The sequence below is a fragment of the Kitasatospora sp. NBC_00458 genome (assembly GCF_036013975.1).
In the GTDB taxonomy this organism is placed as follows: domain Bacteria; phylum Actinomycetota; class Actinomycetes; order Streptomycetales; family Streptomycetaceae; genus Kitasatospora.
The window spans coordinates 783,347-803,339 of the sequence record NZ_CP107904.1 but is presented as its reverse complement, the minus strand read 5'-3'; the positions used below and the strand labels follow the sequence as shown (position 1 = coordinate 803,339).

At 70.5% G+C, this 19,993-nt stretch carries 15 protein-coding genes and 1 pseudogene; 11 read left to right on the top strand and 5 right to left on the bottom strand.

Annotation, left to right across the window (positions count from 1 at the left end; translation table 11 throughout):
* Positions 1–545: 545 nt before the first annotated feature.
* From OG550_RS03140 to panD, 4 genes are all read left to right on the top strand, one after another.
* On the top strand, positions 546–2,885 hold the full coding sequence (locus OG550_RS03140) for a non-ribosomal peptide synthetase (protein ID WP_327674232.1): 2,340 nt from the start codon (positions 546–548) through the stop codon (positions 2,883–2,885).
* Between the two features lie 648 nt (positions 2,886–3,533).
* A complete protein-coding gene (locus OG550_RS03135) occupies positions 3,534–5,510 on the top strand; it encodes a B12-binding domain-containing radical SAM protein (RefSeq protein ID WP_327674230.1) in 1,977 nt (658 codons plus the stop codon).
* Positions 5,511–5,556: 46 nt separating this feature from the next.
* Positions 5,557–5,709 (top strand): IS110 family transposase, encoded by a 153-nt coding sequence (locus tag OG550_RS03130; RefSeq protein WP_327674228.1) that lies wholly within the window; start codon positions 5,557–5,559, stop codon positions 5,707–5,709.
* Between the two features lie 113 nt (positions 5,710–5,822).
* Entirely contained in the window at positions 5,823–6,275 is a 453-nt protein-coding gene (gene panD, locus OG550_RS03125) for an aspartate 1-decarboxylase (RefSeq protein WP_327674226.1), read from the top strand.
* Positions 6,276–6,468: 193 nt separating this feature from the next.
* On the opposite strand, the pseudogene OG550_RS03120 reads toward panD, so the two are convergent.
* Both OG550_RS03120 and OG550_RS03115 read right to left on the bottom strand, forming a co-directional pair.
* Positions 6,469–6,606, bottom strand: a pseudogene (locus OG550_RS03120) (exodeoxyribonuclease III); the annotation flags it as partial.
* A 202-nt stretch (positions 6,607–6,808) separates the two neighbouring features.
* The gene (locus OG550_RS03115) at positions 6,809–7,657 is read right to left on the bottom strand and encodes an SDR family NAD(P)-dependent oxidoreductase (protein WP_327674224.1); all 849 of its coding nucleotides are present in this window, start codon (positions 7,655–7,657) and stop codon (positions 6,809–6,811) included.
* Positions 7,658–7,761: 104 nt separating this feature from the next.
* Here OG550_RS03115 and OG550_RS03110 point away from each other — a divergent pair, with 104 nt between their 5' ends.
* Together OG550_RS03110 and OG550_RS03105 are read left to right on the top strand one after the other, a co-directional pair.
* A complete protein-coding gene (locus tag OG550_RS03110; protein ID WP_327674222.1) occupies positions 7,762–8,373 on the top strand; it encodes a CGNR zinc finger domain-containing protein in 612 nt (203 codons plus the stop codon).
* A gap of 591 nt (positions 8,374–8,964) precedes the next feature.
* A complete protein-coding gene (locus OG550_RS03105) occupies positions 8,965–11,496 on the top strand; it encodes a collagenase (RefSeq protein ID WP_327674220.1) in 2,532 nt (843 codons plus the stop codon).
* Between the two features lie 118 nt (positions 11,497–11,614).
* Here OG550_RS03105 and OG550_RS03100 read toward each other — a convergent pair whose 3' ends face one another.
* Positions 11,615–12,424 carry an exodeoxyribonuclease III gene (locus tag OG550_RS03100; protein WP_327674218.1) on the bottom strand — a complete coding sequence of 270 codons (810 nt, stop codon included), beginning with the start codon at positions 12,422–12,424 and terminating at the stop codon, positions 11,615–11,617.
* Between the two features lie 273 nt (positions 12,425–12,697).
* Between OG550_RS03100 and OG550_RS03095 the strand changes: the two genes are divergently transcribed.
* A complete protein-coding gene (locus OG550_RS03095) occupies positions 12,698–13,471 on the top strand; it encodes a GntR family transcriptional regulator (protein ID WP_327674216.1) in 774 nt (257 codons plus the stop codon).
* 374 nt (positions 13,472–13,845) lie between these two features.
* On the top strand, positions 13,846–14,271 hold the full coding sequence (locus OG550_RS03090) for a hypothetical protein (RefSeq protein WP_327674214.1): 426 nt from the start codon (positions 13,846–13,848) through the stop codon (positions 14,269–14,271).
* Positions 14,272–14,340: 69 nt separating this feature from the next.
* Here OG550_RS03090 and OG550_RS03085 read toward each other — a convergent pair whose 3' ends face one another.
* Complete coding sequence (locus OG550_RS03085) at positions 14,341–15,528, bottom strand: ROK family protein (RefSeq protein WP_327674212.1); 1,188 nt, start codon at positions 15,526–15,528, stop codon at positions 14,341–14,343.
* Between the two features lie 448 nt (positions 15,529–15,976).
* Positions 15,977–16,711, bottom strand: coding sequence for an SDR family NAD(P)-dependent oxidoreductase (locus tag OG550_RS03080; RefSeq protein ID WP_327683666.1), 735 nt, complete (start codon positions 16,709–16,711; stop codon positions 15,977–15,979).
* Positions 16,712–17,016: 305 nt separating this feature from the next.
* Between OG550_RS03080 and OG550_RS03075 the strand changes: the two genes are divergently transcribed.
* The 3 genes from OG550_RS03075 to OG550_RS03065 all read left to right on the top strand — a co-directional run bounded on the left by OG550_RS03075 (position 17,017) and on the right by OG550_RS03065 (position 19,974).
* A complete protein-coding gene (locus tag OG550_RS03075) occupies positions 17,017–17,706 on the top strand; it encodes a class I SAM-dependent methyltransferase (protein WP_327674210.1) in 690 nt (229 codons plus the stop codon).
* Positions 17,707–17,834: 128 nt separating this feature from the next.
* Complete coding sequence (locus OG550_RS03070) at positions 17,835–18,275, top strand: GNAT family N-acetyltransferase (RefSeq protein WP_327674208.1); 441 nt, start codon at positions 17,835–17,837, stop codon at positions 18,273–18,275.
* 265 nt (positions 18,276–18,540) lie between these two features.
* On the top strand, positions 18,541–19,974 hold the full coding sequence (locus OG550_RS03065) for a pyridoxal phosphate-dependent aminotransferase (RefSeq protein ID WP_327674206.1): 1,434 nt from the start codon (positions 18,541–18,543) through the stop codon (positions 19,972–19,974).
* Positions 19,975–19,993: the final 19 nt, after the last annotated feature.

Here is a 19,993-nt window from a genome sequence, read left to right as displayed (position 1 = left end):
GACGGAGAGCAAGCTGACACTGAAAGCCTGCGGCAGGAAACCGATCGCTCGGCAGAACTCCTGCGGGTCCCCCGGCCCCCCGGTCACATCCCCCCAGTCACATCCCCGCGGTCCGGTCGGGTCACAGGGGGAGTTCCCTCCCCGAGTACGTCATGGTCGCCCTATGAGGGGAGCACACAAGGTTATGCGACAACCTTTCGGCTGCGAAGTGTGACGTCGGCCACATTGCGGCGTTCGCAGCCCGCCGATACTGTCGCCAACAGCGCCTTCCTCGGCCCGGATTAGACGCTGAGGCTGGTCGCTCGCAAAGCTTGGAGCTTCCTGGCCCGGCAGTCGGTGCGCACGTGCGCCCATCCGATATTCACAGTCGAATTACATCTGCGATGTCGAGAATCTGTGACAGGAGACAGGAATTGTCCTCCCATGCCGCCCAAATCCCAGCGGACCGGCCGCGTGGCGTCGACGCACCCCGCTGCACGGGGGTAGTACACCGAGACATTCCCGGTCTTTACGCCAGTGACGTCAGGGATGTGGCGGCGTCCTGTGTGACCGCCCCGGAGAGTGTGCTGCTCGCCGGCTTCGCCGCGCTGCTGTACCGGTATTCCGGCCAGAACCAGGTCGAGTTCCACGTGCGCCGCGAAGGAGGTGAGGACTCGCTGCGCCGCTTCTCCGTCACCGGGGAGAGCACGCTCCGCGGACTGACCGGTGCGGCCGGTACCGTGGCGGCCCCCGGGAAGGAGCCCGCGCGCATCGGCGTACGTCTCGGTGCGAATCGGTCCGGCGAGGGCGATGAGCCGTACGAGGTCGAGCTCGTGCTGCCTGTGGCCGAGGCGGCGTCCCGGTCGGCCGCTCTCCACTTCGACGAGCGACTCTTCGAACCGGGGACCGGCGACCAACTGCTCGCCCACTTCCAGAACCTGCTTGAGGACGGCGCGAACCGGCCGGACCAGGCGCTGGCGGATCTCGTGCTCCTCACCGGGCCCGAGGCGCACCGGATCCTTGTGGAATGGAACGACACCGCCGTCCGACTGCCCCGCGAGGAGGGCTGTCTGCACGAGGCGTTCGAGGAGCAGGCCGCGCGGTTCCCCGAGGCCGTCGCCGTGGTCCAAGGAGCGACCCGGCTGACGTTCCAGGAGATCAACGCCGCGGCGAACCGGCTGGCACATCATCTGAGGGACCTGGGCGTCGGCCCCGACGACCGCGTCGGCCTCTACCTTGAGCACTCGCCCGATCTGCTGATCTCGATGCTCGGGGTACTCAAGGCCGGCGGGGCCTACGTGCCACTCGACCCCGGCTATCCGCAGGCCAGGGTGTCCACCATGATCACCGGTGCCTCCTGCGTGGCTCTGATCAGCCATGGCGAGCTCGCTGCCGCTCTGACCGGGGAGGACTCCGTACAGCAGGCACTCCTCGTGTTATTGGACCGCGAGACCGCCGCCCTGTCCGCTCGGCCCGATCACGATCCGAAGGCCCAGGCCGGGCCGGACAACCTCTGCTACGTCATCCACACATCCGGTTCCACCGGAAAGCCGAAGCCGATCGCGCTGCGCCACCGGGGCGTGACGAACAACATCGAGGATCTCAACTCCCGCTTCGCCGTGGGCATCGGAGACAGTGTCCTCGGCCTGTCATCCCCGAGCTTCGACATGTCGGTCTACGAATTCCTCGGGATGACGGCGGCAGGCGGCACTCTCGTCCTTCCTGAGCCCGGCCGGGCCAAGGATCCGGCGCACTGGGCCGAACTGGCGGCGGACCACGGCGTCACGGTGTGGAACACCGCACCGGCGCTGCTGGAACTGGTACTCGATCATGTCGAGCGCGGCGGGGGCGGCGGGCCCTCACCGGTGAACGCACTGCGGCTGATCATGGTCGCCGGGGACTGGATCCCGCTGAAGCTGCCCGGACGCGCCCGCGGAGCCGCGCCCGGTGCCAGGTTCATCTCCCTCGGTGGGGCCACCGAGGCCTCGATCTATTCGACGATATTCGAGGTCGAGGCCACCGAACCCACCTGGAGGAGCATTCCGTACGGGCGCCCGATGGCCAATCAGCGCACATACATCCTGGACGAGTCACTTCAACCCGTCCCGCCGGGTGTGACAGGCGAGTTGTACCTCGCCGGCGTCGGCCTCGCGCGCGGCTACCTGGACCAGCCCGCCCTGACCGCCGAGCGGTTCATCGAGTGGACGTACGGCACGGTGGCCGGCGAGCGGCTCTATCGCACCGGCGACCTGGCGAGGTTCGGTGCCGACGGACTGATCGAACTGATCGGCCGGACCGACCTGCAGGTGAAGATTCACGGGCTGCGGGTGGAGCTGACCGAGATCGAGTCCGTGCTCCGGGACCATCCCCAGGTCAAGGAAGCGGCGGTGACCGCGCAGGCCGATGCCGTCGGCGTCCCTGTCCTGGTCGGATACGCCGTGCCGCGCGACGGCGAAGTCCTGGACCCGGACGACATCCGCAGGACCCTCGCGGCCAGCCTCCCGGCTCACATGGTTCCCGGCACCGTGCTCGTGCTGCCGGCCATGCCGCTGAGTCCCAACGGGAAGCTGGACCGCAAGTCGCTTCCCACGGCCCCCTCACCGCACGAGGAGCGCCGTGGCGGCGCCGTGCCCCTGGGTGCCGAGCCCAGCGGTCCGTGGGAGAAGCGGATCGCCGCGGCCTGGCAGGACGTCCTGGGTGTCGAGGGGATCCGGCGTGACGACGACTTCTTCGCCCTGGGCGGCGACTCGATGACGGCCATGCGCAGTATGGCGCAGGTGCCCGAGCTGACGTTGATGGCTCTGCACCGCCACCCGACGCTGCAGGGCCTGGCCGCGTATCTCCAGGCCACGGCGGCTCTGCCCGGGGCGGGGAGCTCCGGCCCCGGGCGGAGCGGCGCAGCGTAACGGGACGGGCCTGGTGGACAAGGCGTGGAGGCAGGGCCGTCCGCCGGGCCCGACTGTGAGTATGCGGAACGTGAGTGCTCGTCCTTTCGTGGTCGAGGTCGGGGAGGGATCACTGGTCGCGGGCGGGAGGCGGCCCTCAGGCGCCTGGGCGGGGGGACAGGCCCCGCCCGTGTCGGCCGGGGCGGTGAGGATCTGCCGGTAGGCGGGGTGGTCGGGGTGGTCGGGGTGCGTCGATTTCGCCGAGCCGCCGGATGAGTTCTTGAATGCGGGCCCGGAACTGCCCGACTCGGTCGGCCGGTTCGCGTTCGCGGAAACCCCGGTCGAATCCCTAAGGCCGGCGGCGCGCACGTGAATGATTGAGGACCGATTCGGACATGACATTTTCGGACGCGACCTAGTAAGGTCGAGTAGTACCACGGGTGAGTTCGAGGTCGTGCCGGGTGGGCCCTCGATTGAAGAGTTGCTGGACCGCCATGAGAAGAATGCGGCCACGCTTTTGAGAATGTCCCAATCCGTGACGGATTGAGATGTGTGTTTTCGGGAGTGCAGAAGGATGGGAATGTCCATCGATGGCCCGCTGGAGTCATTGCGTCGTCGATGTCCGTGTTCGGGGATAAGATCCCGGAAGAACCAGAATCCGGAGGGCTGATGGCCACGCACGCTATTCAGAAGATACATTCGGGAGGCGCCTCCATTCAGATGCACCGCCCGGGGGAAGTGTCCGATCTGGACGCTTTTCGGGAACGGCGTCTGACGCGCAGGCGCCGGCTGTCAGACGACCTGGCGAGTGCGAGAACGGACACCCGCTATTTCCCCGTGCTGTCGGTACTGGCGCCCGTTATGACCCAGTCCGAGGGTGAAATCACCTATCCGGGCGACCCGATGTGTCTCTACACGGCGCTGAGCGCTGCCGTGCACCGTGCTGTGGCGGACGCCGGCCCGCTGGAGGACGCCGTGCACTACAGCGACCTCGCGCCCGAGTGGACCCGGTTCCCGTCCAAGGAGTACCGGCTCTCCGCCGGTGACGACGGATACCGGGCCTACGGCACGTCACCCAACACCGACCAGACGGTGTTCGACCCCCGGGTCTGGGACGACGCGGCGCGCACGAGGTGGCTGCGGCTGCTGCGCGAGGTCCAGCCCAGGGTCGTGCTCATCAGCGCCGTGTCACCCGCGCACCGCTACGCGCTCGAAATCGCGAGGCTGGTCAAGTGCGAGGTCCCGGATGCCTTCGTCATACTCGGAGGCCGTCATGTGGACGAGACCATCACCTGCACCCCCGACGGCCAGACCGTCGTGTCCGAACCCAGCAGCACGGTGGCGGTCATCCAGGAGGGCAAGGCTCCCAGAGTGGTCGACGCCGTCATCGGCGGCGAGGCCTACTTCGCTGTGGACCTGATCATGCGGGCCCTCGCCCTCGCCACCGATCTCGACCGGCGTTGGGTGGACCGTGACCAGGTGCTGCCGTGCCTGCAGGGGCTGCTCGCCGACGAGGGCCCCGTGCCCGGCACGTCGGTCGTCGTCCTGGCGGCGGGGGAGACCTTCGACGCCGTTCCGCTCCGTGGCCGAACGCTCGACCTCGCGTCCTTACCCTCGCCGTACGAGGCGTTCGCGATCCGATCCCGATTCCCCATCTTCACCCGCCCCGGGACGGGAGAGGTGCTGCGCACCGCGCACTTCATGGTGTCCAACGCCTGTCCGTACCGATGTAATTTCTGCTCCGAGTCTTCGCAACTCGGCGCTGGGCTCAAGCGGTTCAAGGACGATGCGATAGGTGCGGCGGCGGAGCGGGTCTGTGAGTACGTCAGCTACGGCGCCGAGTCGCTCTTCTTCGACGACTCCGTCTTCTGGAGCGGCCGGTACCGGGACATCGAGAACTTCTGCGAAGAGCTCGGCCGGATCCGCCGGGAGGAGGGCGGCTCACTCGAACCGCGTTACCGCAGATTCGTTCGCGAGGAAGACGACGTCCAGCGGCTGGGCGACCTCCAGTGGGGTGCCCAGCTGACCGTGGACACCCTCGTCGCGCTCCATTCGGCTGAAGAGTCGTCAAAAATCCTGCGGAAGATGAAGGATGCCGGATGCAGCTACATCTACATCGGCATCGAGAGCATGTCGACGCAGGTCATGAACAACATTCACAAGAACATCCGCCGGGACGAACGGAAGCCCTGGAGGGAGAAGGTCAGGGAAGCTGCGGCCCTCGTCAAGGAGCAGGGTCTGCAGCTGGGGACCTCCGTTCTCTTCGGCCTCGACGGTGAGACGCGGGAGAGTATCGACGAGACCATCCATGAAGTGGGCCGTCTCGTCGACGACAAGCTGATCGATCTGGCCAGCCCGAACATACTCACCTATCACCCCGCGACACCGGTCACGCGCCAGCACGGCATGCGGGACCAACTCGACTACCACTCCCCGCGCATCGACAACCGAAAGCCCTACATCTACTTCGAGGAGGCTTTTCCCGGTGTCGTCTCCGTCCTCCTCACCGAGGACGACATCTGGCACATTCACAGGGAGACCGAGAAGCGCTGGGGTGGGGCCCGCAACGATGCCGCCGCAGTTCCTGTCCAGGAAGAGCAATCCGACAGTCCCGAGGTGTCCACGTCGGACTATGGCGACATCTAGAGGAGCCCAGAGGATCCGGGCACGGCTGTAAGGGCTGATTCGCCGGATGGCCGGGGTGGATATCGGCAGAACGCACCCTCATGTCGTGGTGATCAACGAGGAGGGCGAATGGCTGCCGTCCCCTCGGATCGAGAACGACGAGACTGAACTGCCCGCTCTGATCGGCGATGTGCCGGCGATATCCGACGATGTGCCGTAATCGGGAGTGCGCTCCAACCATCTGACTTACCAGCCTGTTGACCAAGATCATACGTACATACCGCAGCTGTTTCCTAGCCGCTGTCTGAGCAGGAACGACGAGGATCAACCGCCGTGCACCGCACCATGATGAAGTCCAAGATCCACCGGGCCACGGTCACACAGGCCGACCTCCACTACGTGGGTTCGCTCACCATCGGCTCCGACCTCATGGAGGCCGCAGATCTACTGCCCGGCGAGAAGGTCGACATCGTTGACATCGACAACGGGTCCCGCCTCTCCACCTACGTCATCGAAGGGCCGAGGAACTCCGGAATCATCGGCATCAACGGTGCCGCCGCGCGACTCATCAGCCCAGGAGATCTCGTGATCATCATCTCCTATGCGCAGGTATCCGATGAGGAGGCCCGCGACATGAAGCCCCATGTTGTCTTCGTCGACGAGGGCAACCGGATCATCTCTGCCGGCCATGACCCCGCGGAGGCCCCACAGGGCAGCGGACTCCTGCGTGGCGACATCGTCGTTCCTCCTTCCTCTCGGCTTGACCCTGTCGGGGATCTCGGATAGCCGGGCTCAAGTGCCAAGGGCTCGCCGGGACTTCGGCCGGAGGATGCCGTCGTCGTCCAGGAAGGTCTGGAAGGCGGCGGGGGGTTTGCCCCGCACGTACGCCCAGAGGACCGGCCCCTCGCCCAAGCCGTGACGGTCGAGACGGCTGGGCAGAGGTCCCGGCCTCCTGGGAGGCCCTGCCCGTGGGGAGCTGTCAGGACTGGTGGTCGAACACCACGGTCACCGGCGCGTGGTCGCTCCAGCGTTCGGCGTGGGTGTCGGCGCGTTCGACGTAGGCCTCGACGGCCTTGGCGGCCAGGGCGGGGGTGGCGACCTGGAGGTCGATCCTCCAGCGGAACGGCGCCGTTTGTTCAAGGTCCACCCGTTCGAGTGTGGACTGTTCGAGGGCGTCTGCTGGCCTGCGCGGTAGGGACCTCCGGTGAGCAGGATGACGTCGTTGGTCAAGATTACTTCCCGGCTTTCCGGGCACGCGCGGATTACGCCGCCGGGGGCACCTCGGCTGTCAGTGCCGCGGCCCCCGGCGGGACTTGCGGCTATCTGTCGACGGCGTCGGTCACGCGCTTCCAGGTGTCCAGGTCCGCGATGCGGGTCTCCAACGCGGTGCGCATGCCCGTGGCGCCGGAGGTGCCGAGGGCCAGGCGCAGCGGAGGGTTGGGGCTGTCGACCGCGGTCCGGATGCCTGTGGCGATCCGCGCCGCGGAGGAGAACGCGGATGCCGGCAGCTCGCCGATGCCTTTCTGGACCTCGCGGACGGTTTGGTCGTAGTCGGCCAGGCCGGCCGCGACATCGAGGTTGGCCAGGAAGGGGGTCGCGGTCAGCCCGGGCTGGATGATCGTGACCTTGATGCCGAGCGGTGCGACCTCGGCCAGCAGCGCGTCCGACAGCCCCTCGACCGCGTGCTTGGTCGCGGCCAGCAGCCCCACGCCGGGATGGGCGGACTGCCCGTAGACGGATGAGCCCTGGAGGATGTGCCCGGATCGCTGGGCGCGGAGCACCGGCAACGTCGCGCGGAGCACGTTGAGCACTCCGAAGACGTTGGTGTCGAACACGGCGCGGATCTGCGCGTCGGAGGCCTCCTCGACGGCTCCGAACAGTCCGTAGCCGGCGTTGTTGGCCACCACGTCGATCCGGCCGAACCGCGTGAGCGTGCGCTCCACCGCTTCCCGGACGGCCTGCTCGTCACGCACGTCCGCCTGGATGGGGAGCAGGCGCTCGCCGTGCACTTCGGTCAGTTCGTCCAGGGAAGCGGTGTTGCGGGCGAGCGCCGAGACGGCGTCGCCGTTGGCGAGCGCCTGGAGCGTCAGTTCGCGGCCGATGCCGGACGTCGCGCCGGTGATCAGCCATGTGCGGGGGCGGGTCTGCTGGTTGGATGTTCCGTTCATGTTGCGACCGTAATGAGTTAGCTCGCAACGAGTCAAGCCGGACGGCGCTCTTGGTTGCCCGTTAGACGGATTAGTGCCTCTTCCTGCTGATGTAGAGTGAAGCCATGAGCAGTGCGGCGGCCGGAACTCCCAAACTCAGCCCGCGCACCGTCACGCCGGCGGTGGAGGCCTTGCTCGCGTTCGTGAACACGCGCGCGGACGGGGCCGGTCGGCGGGAGTTGTTCGGGGACGGGGACTCGCTCGCGGCGTGGCTGGCGGAGTGCGACGACTTCGGCGGCGAAACGGTGGCGACCGATGCTGATGCCGCGGCCGCGCGCGAGCTGCGCGATGCCCTGGTGACCGTGCTGCTCGCGCACTCGGGCGACGAGGAGAGCCTGGGTGAGCCGCTGCAGCGTGCCGAGCGGCACCTGCGGCGCGCGGGTTCGCTCTACCCGCTGGCGGCGGTGGTCACGGCCGGTGGTGTCGAGCTGGCGTCGCCGCAGGCGGGGGTGGAGCGTGTGTTCGGAACCGTACTGGCCGCGGTGACGACCTTCGCCCAGAGCAGCGACTGGGGGCGCATCAAGGCGTGCCGGAACCCCCCGTGCCATTTCGGTTTCCTCGACCGCACCCGCAATGGGGGAGGGCTGTACTGCAGTCCCGGCTGCGGCTCCCAGGTGTCCATGCGCAACTACCGCCGGCGGCAGCGCCAAGGGACTCAGGCGCCGCCCCAGGCGTGAGGACGCGCTGCCATCGCGGAGCCTTCCGTGGCGGCATGGCCGATTCCTGGCTTACCGCACGAGAGATCCGGTGAGAGGGGAGCGGGCGCCGGGAAAAATCCCGGTGCCCGCTCAACGTTCTCGTCGCCGCCGTCGTGGTCCGGTGCGGGTGAGGGCGGGGCTGGTGGCACTACCGGCAGCCGAGTGGAAGCTCGTCCCAGTCCTTCGGCACCGCCGCCGCCAATGGTGGGTTCGGCGCCGTCTGACGCGTCGACCTGTCGCGTGGCAGGCCGTGCACGCCCGGCCGGGGTCTCCCCGGCCGGGCGTTCTGCGTGGGAGGCGCAGATCGGCCAGTCCGTGAGGCCCAACGGCCTTGTGCGGTGGTCCGGATCATGGCCTGATGTCCCTTCGGTTCCATATGCCGAGCCGCTCGGGCCGGGAACATCGCAGGTCGGCCGCCCGGAGGGTGCGAGCCGCGAGATGGCCGAAAATCTCATGCCATATAACCTGTGACATTGTTCTGCTCATCGGTCGATGACAGGATCCACGCCAAATCTCCTTCCTTCAGCCCGACCCCACGTCGGGCTGCCCCCACTCGACGAAGGATTCGGCGTGCTCCTGCGCACCAGACTCTCCGTGCTCGCGGCAGGCGTCGTCGCCTGTTGCGCCACGGCCACCACCGTGCTCCCGGCCCAGGCCTTCGCGGCGCCGCCCGTCGTGACCGCCGGGTCGGCTCCGACCACGACGACTGCCTCGGCCGACCCGGCCGGCCCGGTCGGCCCCGCCGCCCCGACGGCCCCGACCACGACGACGGGCTCCGAGGAACCCGGCGAGCCCGCCGCTCCGCAGTCCCCGGCGCTGATCGGCGCGACGCGCCTGCTGGAGGAGCCGGCCGAGGCGAGCGCCCCCGCCCAGTTCAAGTCCCTCGCCGTACAGAGCTGCACCCCGGCCGACTTCGCCGCCCTCACCGGGGCCGACCTGGTCGCCTTCATCAAGAGCTCGACCACGGAGTGCATCGACTCGCTGTACCGGAGCGGCGGCGCCGACCCGAGCATCTTCAACCAGGCCCGGATGCTGTCCGTCGCGGCCGCCCTCAAGGACGTGGCGGCGACCTACCCCGGCGACAACACGACCGGCATCGCGCCGATGGTGAAGTACCTGCAGGTGGGCTACTACATCCAGTTCTGGCACCCCGTTGCGGCGGGCGCGTACACCCCCGCGCTCACCGACGCCGTCACGGCCGCCCTGGACACCCTCTTCGCGGGCACCCGCTGGCGTGACGTCAGCGAGAACAACGGCCGCATCCTCAAGGAGGTGGTGTGGCTCACCGACAGCGCCAACGTCCAGGCCCACTACCTGGGCGTCTACAAGCGGATCCTGGACGAGTACGACAACACGTACAACCAGTTCCCGCAGATGCGGGCCGCGGTCAACTCCGTGCTGTACTACCCGCTCTGGGAAGGCTACCGGAACAAGGACTTCGTCCAGGCGCTCGCGGACGACCCGAGCCTCATCAACTCGCTCGCCGACTTCGCGATCAACCACCGGGACCTGCTCAGCGGGCTGAACTACGTCCTCGACACCAACGCGGGCAACGACCTGGCCAAGTTCGCCGGGATGAGCCCCGCCGCCGAGGCCGTGGCCAAGCCGCTGGTCAAGAAGGTGCTGGACTCCGCGCCGCTGCTCTCGCCCTTCGGGACGCTGTACCTGTACACGGCCCGCCAGGCCGAGTACTTCAACTACGGCCAGTGCTCGTACTACGGCATCTGCGACCTGCGTAACAAGCTCGTCTCGGTGATCCTGCCGAACCAACTGGTCTGCGACAACCGCATCCTCCAGGCCCAGTCCCTGTCGGCCGCCGAACTGGCCACCGTCTGCGAGAGCCTGCGCAAGCAGGACGCGCTCTTCCACAGCGTGTCCAAGGACAGCGGGGCCATCCCGAACCAGTACGCCAAGACCGTCACCTTCGGGATCTTCGCCAACAAGGCCGACTACACCACCTACTCGTGGGCGATCTTCGGCAACAGCACCGACAACGGCGGCGTGACCCTCATGGACCCCACCGACCCGAACAAGCGGGCCGTGACCCTGATGTACCAGAAGGCCTGGAACGTCAACGACCCCGCCCGGGTGTGGAACCTCAACCACGAGTACACCCACTACCTCGACGGCATCTACAACCTGAAGGGCAACTTCGACACCCAGTCGTCCGTCCCGAACAAGTGGTGGGTCGAGGGCCTCGCCGAGTACGTCTCGTACAGCCACCGCGGCGCCACCGACGTCGACGCGATGAACCAGGCGGCCAAGCACACCTACAAGCTCAGCACGCTCTTCCAGAACACCTACGCCAACTCGGACTCGACCCGCATCTACCCGTGGGGCTACCTGGCCGTCCGCTACATGCTGGAGAGGCACCCGGCCGACGTCCAGTCCATGCTGGAGCGCTTCCGCGTCGGTGACTACCCCGGCGGCTACGCGGTCTACAACAACCTCGGCACCTCGTACGACGCCGACTTCGACGCCTGGCTCGACGCCTGCGTCGCCGGCGGCTGCCTCGCGACCGGTCCGACCTCGCTGTTCGACACCACGGTGAACGGCGCGACCCTCAGCCTGAACGAGCGCTCCGTGCAGACCGGCCCGGGCCGGATCACCGGCTGGCACTGGAACTTCGGCGACGGCACCTCCTCGGACGAGCGCAGCCCGAGCCACACCTACGGCGCGCCCGGCCTGTACACCGTCGCGCTGACCACCACCGATGACACCGGCCGGATCGCCAGCACACAGGCCGCGGTCACCACGACCGCCCTCGGCCTGCCGACCTGCACCGGGCAGCGCGCCGACGCGATGGACCGCAACTGCGCCCGGACCGGCCGCTCGGCGACCGCCGGCAACACCGACTACCTGTACGTCTACCTGCCGGCCGGGACCACCACACTGAAGGTCGACACCTTCGGCGGCACCGGTCAGGCGTACCTGTACTACAACGCGGACACCTGGGCGTCGCCGAAGGCCTACACCGCCGCCTCCACGGTCGCCGGCACCACCCACTCCATCACCGTCACCAACCCCACGGCGGGCTACCGCTACCTCGGCCTGTACGCCGCCACCGACTTCAGCGGCGTCACCGTCACCACCCAGTTCTGATCCCCGGAGCACCGCGACCGGCGCCCGGCCGGGCTCTCCCGGCCGGGCGTTCGCGTGCGAGGGCGGGGCGCTTCGCTCCGGACCGTCCGGAAGTCAATGGCCCGAACTTCGGTAAGTGCTAGAGGAGTTGGTCGAGGTCGAAGACCGCGGTCACCGGGGCGTGGTCGCTCCATCGCTCGGCGTGGGTGTCGGCGCGCTCGACGTAGGCCTCGACGGCCTTGGCGGCCAGGGCCGGGGTGGCGACCTGGAGGTCGATCCTCCAGCCCGAGTCGTTGTCGAAGGCGCGGCCGCGGTAGGACCACCACGTGTAGGGGCCGGTGCGGTCGGGGTGGAGGCGGCGGACCACGTCGACGTAGCCCGCCTCGTCGTAGACGCGGGAGAGCCAGGCGCGCTCCTCGGGGAGGAAGCCGGCGGCCTTCTGGTTGGCCTTCCAGTTCTTGAGGTCCTCGGGGCGGTGGGCGATGTTCCAGTCACCGCAGACCACGACCTCCCGGCCGGCGGCGGCGGCCCGGGTGCGGAGCTTGCCGAGGTGGGTGAGGAACTCCGCCATGAAGCGTTCCTTCTCCTCCTGGCGTTCGGTTCCGACCTCGCCGGACGGCAGGTAGAGGCTGGCCACCGTCAGACCGGGAAGGTCGATTTCGACATATCTGCCCGAATCGTCGAATTCGGCGGACTCGAAGCCGATCACGGTACGGCTCGGCTCGTTCCGGGAGAGCACCGCGACGCCCGCCCGGCCCTTGGTGGCGGCCGGCGCCCAGACCGCGTGCCAGCCGTCCAGGTCGCGCAGCTCGACCGGCAGCTGCCCGGGCTCGGAGCGCACCTCCTGCAGGCAGACCACGTCCGCCTCGGTGGCGGCCAGCCACTCGATGAAGCCCTTCTTGGCCGCAGCCCGGATTCCGTTCACGTTCACACTCGTCACCACGATCACCCGGGCAGCCTACCGAGTGGCCGGGGCGGGGCCGTCATCCGACGCGTCCGCTTGCGGAGCTGTCGTGAACGCACCATGAAACTGTGCGGCAAGCTCGCCGGGGCCCGCCATTGGTCTTGACCATCTCCCGACCGAGCCCCTAGTGTCACTTACTGCAAGGACCTTTAATAAAGAAGGACGGAAAAAGCCCGCTCTCCCACCTGCCGCAACAGCGGACAGCGGGCCGGATCCGCCCTCTTTCGGCAGGGCGGAAGAAACAGGGTGGAGGACACGGTGGGGACGACAGGACAGCTCACGGCGGTACCGGAACCGAAGTACTGGCACCTGCGCACGGTGCTGCTCCGCGCCATCGACACGGAGTTCTCCACCGGCCAGATCCTCCCCAACGAGCGCGAGCTCGCCGCCCGCTTCGGGGTCGCCCGCGCCACCCTCCGGCAGGCCCTCGACCAGCTGGAGCTGGAGGGCCGCCTGGTCCGCCGCCGCGGCATCGGCACCCTGATCGCCGCCCCCCGGGTCGGCGTCCCGGTCAACCGGCAGGAAGAGGGCTGGCCCGGCGCCGCCCGCAGCCACGCCTGGCGCACGGTCGACTGCACCACCGCCCCGGCCACCGCCCGGCTGGCCAAGGCGCTCGGCGTGGCCGAGGGCGCGACCGTCCACACCGTCCGCCGGGTCCGCCTCGTCCAGGGCCAGAGCATGGCGAGCGAGTCCCTGCACGTGCCCGCCGCCGCACTGCCGCACCTGCCCGGCTTCCGTGCCGAGAGCGACCGCGCCCGCTCGGTGCTGCGCCAGCTGGAGCGCCTGGAGGTCGACGGCGAGTCCCGCTCGGTCGAGCTGGGCGTCGCCGAGGCCGACGAGGCCGCACTGCTGGAGCGCCCGCCCGGCTCCCCGGTCCTGGTGATGACCACCCAGTATGCGGCGGCCGGCCGCCTGGTCGCCCTCGCGGTCTCCACCTACCGGGCCGACACCTGCAAGCTCACCTTCGGCGAGACCGGCCTCGTCGAGGTCACCCCGGTCGGCGCGACCCCGGTCGGTGCCGCCGCCTCCTGAACCACTCCCGGAAACACCCTCAGGCCCAGGCCCGGACGCTCCCACAGGCGTCCGGGCCTGGGCCGTTCCCGTGCGCCTGTGCGTGCACCTGCGTGGCTTGTGCGTCTTGTAGCGGTTCGGTCGGTCCGCGGTCCGCGGTCCGCGGTCCGTGCGCCCGTTCGGGTGTCCGGGTGGTGCCGGGCCGCGCCCGAGGGGCCCGCTCCCGCTCCCGCCGCCCCGCCGGACGCCGGGGAACACGGCGAGAAACCGGACCTGCTGACGGTCCGTCAGCACCCGCCCGAGTACCGTGCCCCCATCGAGAACGGCGGTAGGGTGCTTGAGCACGGATCGCAGGACCGGCCGGCACCGGTCAACGGGCAGAGGCGGTGGTGACCGTGACGAGAATCCTGGACCTCTGGCAGTCTGGCGAAGTCCCTGTCCATTCCGGTCTCTTCCGTGCGGACGGCAGCGGCCGCGACGCCGACTCCGACGACTCCTACCTGACGTACTTCACGCTGGGCGAGCCGTTCGACGCGGACGCACTCCTGGACGACGACCCCGAGTGGACCACCTCCGCCGACGTCTACGCCGAGGCTGAACTCCCGGACGGCGCAGGCCACCTGCTCAGCGGCGGCGGCTCCCACGGCTCCGACGGCTTCTTCGCCCGCCTCGATGCCGACCGCAACCTGGTGTGGGTGGTCCACCTGTTCTGCAACGAGCTGGTCCGCATCGACGTGGACTGGCCGCGTGCGACGTTCACCAACAACTGCGACAACTCCCTCACCATCGACCTCACCGCCCCGGACTTCCAGGCGGATTGATCGAGGCGGTGCCTTCACGAGGCGCCGCGGCGGCCGACGGGTACCCCCCGGCGGCCGCCGCTCCGTCCGTCACACCCGGGCGGGGGAGGCCGGGTCCGCGGCCGGGGGGTTGACGGCGAAGAGCTGCTCCTCGACCTGGTCGAGAGCCACCCGCAGGGCGCCCATCGCGACGACCTCCGAGCCGAGGGCGGCCAGCGCGACCTCGGGCGCGCGCAGCGTGAACTGGGCGAGCCGCTCGCGCAGCGGGTCGAGGACGCCGTCCAGGCCGGCCGCCCAGCCGCCGACCACCACCAGCTGCGGGTCGATGGCGAGCACCAGGGCGGCGACGCTCTGGACGAGGCGGGTGAGGAACCGGTCCATCGCGACCTGCGCGACCTCGTCGCCCTCGCGGGCGAGCTTGAGGACGCGGGCGACGGCCGCCTCGTCGAGCGGATTGAGCGGCTTGCCGGTGGTGGAGAGCAGCCGCTCGGGCGTCACCTCCTGGCCGAGCAGGTGCAGGGCGCCGATCTCGCCCGCCGCGCCGCCGAAACCGCGGTGCAGCCGGCCGTTGATGAGGGAGCCGGCGCCGGGGCTGAGGCCGGCCATCACGAAGACCATGTCGTCGGCGCCGACCGCCGCGCCCTGCCAGTGCTCGGCGATGGCGGCGAGGTTGGCGTCGTTCTCGATCATCACCGGGCAGCGGAAGGAGCGCCGCAGTCTGGCACCGAGGTCGAGGCCGGTCCAGCCGGGCATGGCGGTGCCGAGCTGCACGGTGCCGTCGCGGTCGACGATGCCGGGGGTGCCGACGCCGACCGCCCACAGGTTGTCCCGGGAGACGCCGGCCTTGCGCAGCACCTCGGCGACCACGGACCGGACGGTGGTGAGCCGCTCCTCCGCGTCGAGGGTCTCCTCGACCGGCCGGAAGTGGCTGCCGACGACCTCGCCGGTGAGGTCGGCGAGGATGATCCGGATGTCGTGGACGCCGATCTCGATGCCGAGGATGTGCCCGGCCTCGGCGCGGAACCTGAACCAGCGGGCCGGCCGGCCGCGCCGCCCGCCGCCGGACTGGCCGCCGTTCTGCGGCTGCTCCACCTCGGCGACCAGGCCGGTCTCCACGAGTCCCTCGATCACGCCCTCGACGGTCGGCCGGGAGAGCCCGGTGTCGCCGACCAGTTGAGTGAGGGTCACGGCGTGGCCCGCGCGTAGCGCCCGGAGGGTCACCGCGGCGTTGATCCGCCGCAGTAGTGAGGAGTCGCCACCGGTGAGTCGATCCGCCAAGACGCTGCCCTTCGCCGTTCGCGCGACTGCCCTGGCGCGCGTACCGAGTACGCGGGCACCACCGAGCGGCCCGCGAGAGTCCGCCGCCCGGCAGACCGGCACGGCGGCGCTGAGCCGCCTGCACCGGGCCGGATGGCATGTGCCGGATGCTACCCGGGCCCGGGCCCGCCCGGCGAGCATCTTCGCAGCTCACCCTGGCTTCGGTATCGAAATGGTACGCATCGGGTGGCGGTGCGTGATCCGGGTTGCGCCCGGCACCTCACGGGGCACGCGACCGGTCGGAACCCGGTGGCCGGGGGTGGCCCGGGACCGTCCCCGGGACACCCCCGGCCACCGGGTTCCGGTCCCCGCCCCGCGCCGTGCCCGCGCCGTCGCCGCGCCGTGCCCGCGCCGTCGCCGCGCCGTGCCCGCGCCGTCGCCGCGCCGTCCCGGTCCTGCGTCCGTCGTGTCAGCCCAGGCCGCCGGTGGCCCCCAGGTTCTGCCCGGAGACCCACCGTCCGTCCGGCCCGACCAGGAAGGCCACCACGTCCGCGACGTCCGACGGCTGCCCGAGCCGCCGCAGCGGCGTCAGCCCGGCGACGACCTCCAGCGCCTGCGGCGGGTTGACGGCCCGCAGCAGGTCGGTCTCGACCGGGCCGGGCGAGACGGTGTTGGCCGTGATGCCGCGCGGGCCGAGTTCGAGCGCGGCGGCGGCCGTGAGCTGCTCGACGGCGCCCTTGCCGGCCAGGTACGCGGCGATGCCGTCGGTGGGGCGGCGGGTGTTCAGGCTGGAGATGTTGACGATCCGCCCGCCGTCGCGCATCCGCCGGGCCGCGTGCCGCAGGGTCAGGAAGACGGCGCGGGCGCTGACGGCCAGGACGGCGTCGAAGTCGGCCGTCGGGGTCTCGGCGAGCGGGGTCCGGGTGAAGGTGGGCGCCGCGTTGTTGACGAGGATGTCCAGCCCGCCGAGGTGCTCCTCGGCTTCGGTCATCAGCCGCTCCGCGCCGTCCGGCTCGCCCAGGTCGACCCGGAGCGCGTGCGCGCGGCCGGAACCGTTCGCCTCCACCGCACGGACCACCTCCGCCGCCGCCGCGTCGTTGCTCGCGTACGCGAAGACGACGTCCGCGCCGTCCGCCGCCAGCCGTTCGACGATCGCCCGCCCGATCCCGCGCGAGCCGCCCGTGACGACCGCCGCCTTGCCCATGAGCGCCTTGTCCGACACCGCTGCCCCCGTCTCCGGCCGGCCGCACGCCGACCACGCGGAGAACCTACCCGCTGCGCGCGGCCGCCCGGGCGGCCGGACGGGGTGACTTTCGGCCGTGCTGGACACGGGGCGCGCCGCCGCTCCCGGGACACTCCGGGGCCCCGCCGCCGTCCGCACCCGGCCCCGCCACCGGTCCGCACCCGGGCCCGCACGGACGCCCTCGCGGACGGCTGCGCGGGGGCCGGTCGGGACGGCCGATCCGCCGGGTGGGCGGAGCACCTGGTCACGGGCTCTATGCTGCACGCATGCTGAACGAGACGCGACCGGCCGGGTCCGCCGCAACTGCCCCGTCGGACCGGGAGTTTGTGCGGCGGGAGACGGTCGTCCGGCCGGTGCCGTTCGTTCCCGAGGTGAGCCTGCACATGGCGGAGGACGCCATCGCGCTCTGGGAGACCACGGAGGACGCGCGCGGCGAGCGCGGACTGCCGCCGCCCTTCTGGGCGTTCGCCTGGGCGGGCGGGGTCGGGGTCGCCCGGTACGTCCTGGACCACCCGGAGCTGGTGGCCGGACGGACGGTGCTGGACCTCGCGGCCGGATCCGGGCTGGTCGGGGTCGCGGCGGCGCTGTGCGGGGCCCGCTCGGTGCGGGCCGCCGAGATCGACGCCTACGCCGTCGCCGCGATCGGGATCAACGCCGAGGTGAACGGCGTCCTGGTCGACGCGGCGGTCGAGGACCTGCTCGACGGCGACGGCGCGCCCGCCGAGGTGGTGCTGGCCGGGGACGTCTTCTACGAGCGGGCGATGGCGTCCCGGTTCCTGCCGTTCCTGGAGCGCGCCCGGGCCCGCGGCGCGGTGGTGATCGTCGGCGACCCCGGCCGCGCCTACCTGCCGCGCGAGCGGTTCACGGCACTGGCCGCGTACGAGGTGCCCGTGGTCGCGGACCTGGAGGACACGGCGTCGAAGACCACCACGGTGTGGGCGCTGGCGGGCGGCTGAACTCCCGCGCCGGCCCTCTCCCCGCCCACCTCCCCGTCCCTGCCCCCGTTCCCGTTCCCGTTCCCCTCCCCGTCCCGCTCCGCGAAATTCCCGGCCGGGCGCGCGAACACCCTGGTAGACACGGCGGTATGACCGACGACTACGCGCTGCGCACCGCCACCCCGGACGAGATCCCCGCCGTGCTGGCCCTCTGGGCCCGCGCGGCCAAGGGCACCAGCATCACCGACGACGCGGCGGGTGTGGCCGCGCTGCTCGGCCGCGACCCGGAGTGCCTGATCCTCGCGGTCCGGGCGGACGACCCGGCCGTTCCGGTCGGCACGGTGATCGCCGGCTGGGACGGCTGGCGCTGCCACCTCTACCGGCTCGCCGTCGACCCGGAGCACCGCCGGCAGGGCGTCGGCGCCGCCCTGCTGGCCGCCGCCGAGGAGCGCTTCGCGGCCCTGGGCGGCCGCCGGGCGGATGCGATGGTGCTGGACGACAACGCCCTCGGCCACCGCACCTGGCAGGCCGCCGGGTACGGTCCGCAGCCGCAGTGGACGCGCTGGGCCAAGCCGCTGGCATCCGCCTGACGGCCGGCTGACGGCCGGGCCGACGTGCGCCCGCCCTGCACGCCCGCCCTGCACGGCCGCCGGTCCGGCGGCTCCCGCGGGTCCCGCCGGTCCTCCCGGCCCGGCGCCCCGGGTGGCGGGCGGCCGTCGCCGGATGGGTGCCGACGGCTGGCGGGGGTTCGGGGTGCGTGGTGCGCTGGCACTATCCGTATGCGAACCAGCCGGATCCGCCACTGTCCGTGACCGGCGGGCGGGTCCGGCGAATCCGGAGGAGAACCCCCGCGCCATGACCACCCCCGCCACCCCCACGGGCCTGAACGACGCCGCCGAACTGCTCGCGCGCATCCCCGACTTCGAGCAGGCCCTCGCCTTCTACCACCGCCACCTGGCGCCCGACGAGGCCGTCGACCTGTCCGTCGCGGAGAACGTCCTGGTCTACGACGACTCGATGCAGAAGATGGTGTTCGACCACACCGCCCTGCTGCCCGAGCCGTACATCCACTACATGTCCGCCTACGGCACGCCGGAGCTCCGGGAGCAGGTGGCGGCCCTGCTCGGCAAGGCCTGGGGCGCCCGGGTGTCGGCCGGTGACGTGTTCGGGACGGCGGGCGTCGGCTCGGCGCTGGAGTGCCTCGCCTTCGCGCTCCAGGACGCGCCCAGGAACGGCGAGCCCGGCCCGCCGCCGCTGGTGGAGGGTGACGCGGTGCTGATCCCGGCGCCGTACTGGCAGGGGTTCAACTGGTCGTTCGAGCAGCGGCCGAAGCTCAGGTGCGTCCCGGTGGACCTGCCGACCGAGGGCCCCGGACGCTTCCGGCTGACGCTGGACCTGGTCAAGGAGCGGTTCCGGGCGCACGAGCGGCAGACCGGCCGGCAGCCCCGTCTGCTGGTTCTGACCAACCCGCACAACCCGCTGGGCGTCAACTACGGCAAGGAACTGCTGGAGGAGATCTACGCCTGGGCCATCGACGAGACCGAGCTTCACATCATCTCCGATGAGATCTACTGTCACTCGCAGGTCGACGGCGGGCGGATCCCGTTCACCAGCGCGGTGGCCCTGGACGCCTACCGGAAGCACCCGGAGCGGATCCACGTGGTGTGGGGGTTCGCCAAGGACTTCGGACTGTCGGGGTTCCGGACGGGCTTCGTGGTCTCGAAGTACGGCCCGGTGCAGCGGGCGATGCTCGGCACCCAGGGCATCGAGGAGAAGAAGCACCCGATGTCCTGGTTCACGCCCTTCGACTCGCTGAAGCACTACGTGATCGGCTCGCTGCTGTCCAGCACGGTGAACGGCTCCGGCTCGGAGCTGTACACCGACTACGCGATGCGGCGCTACCGTGAGCTGCTGAGCGCGAGCTTCGAGCGGGTGAAGGACCGGCTGGCCGCCAACGACATCGGGTTCGTGTACCTGGAGGGCGACAACCCGGCCCAGTTCTTCTGGCTCGACCTCCAGGAGTACCTCGGCAAGCGCCCGCCCGAGGGTTCGTACGCCGCCACCCCGCTGCCGATCGCGGCCGGCACCGGGCTGGACCGGGACGAGCTCTGGCTCTTCAACTACCTCGCCGCCCCGCCCACCGGGGTCTCCCTCCTCCCCGGCGGCACCATGCACAGCCCCGCCCCGGGGTTCTTCCGGCTCTGCTTCACCGCCCGGCAACCGGAGGAGGTGTGCGAGGCCGTCGACCGGATCGGCCTGGCGCTGGGCAAGCTGGTCATCCTGGGGTAGCGCGGTCGGGCAGGTGACG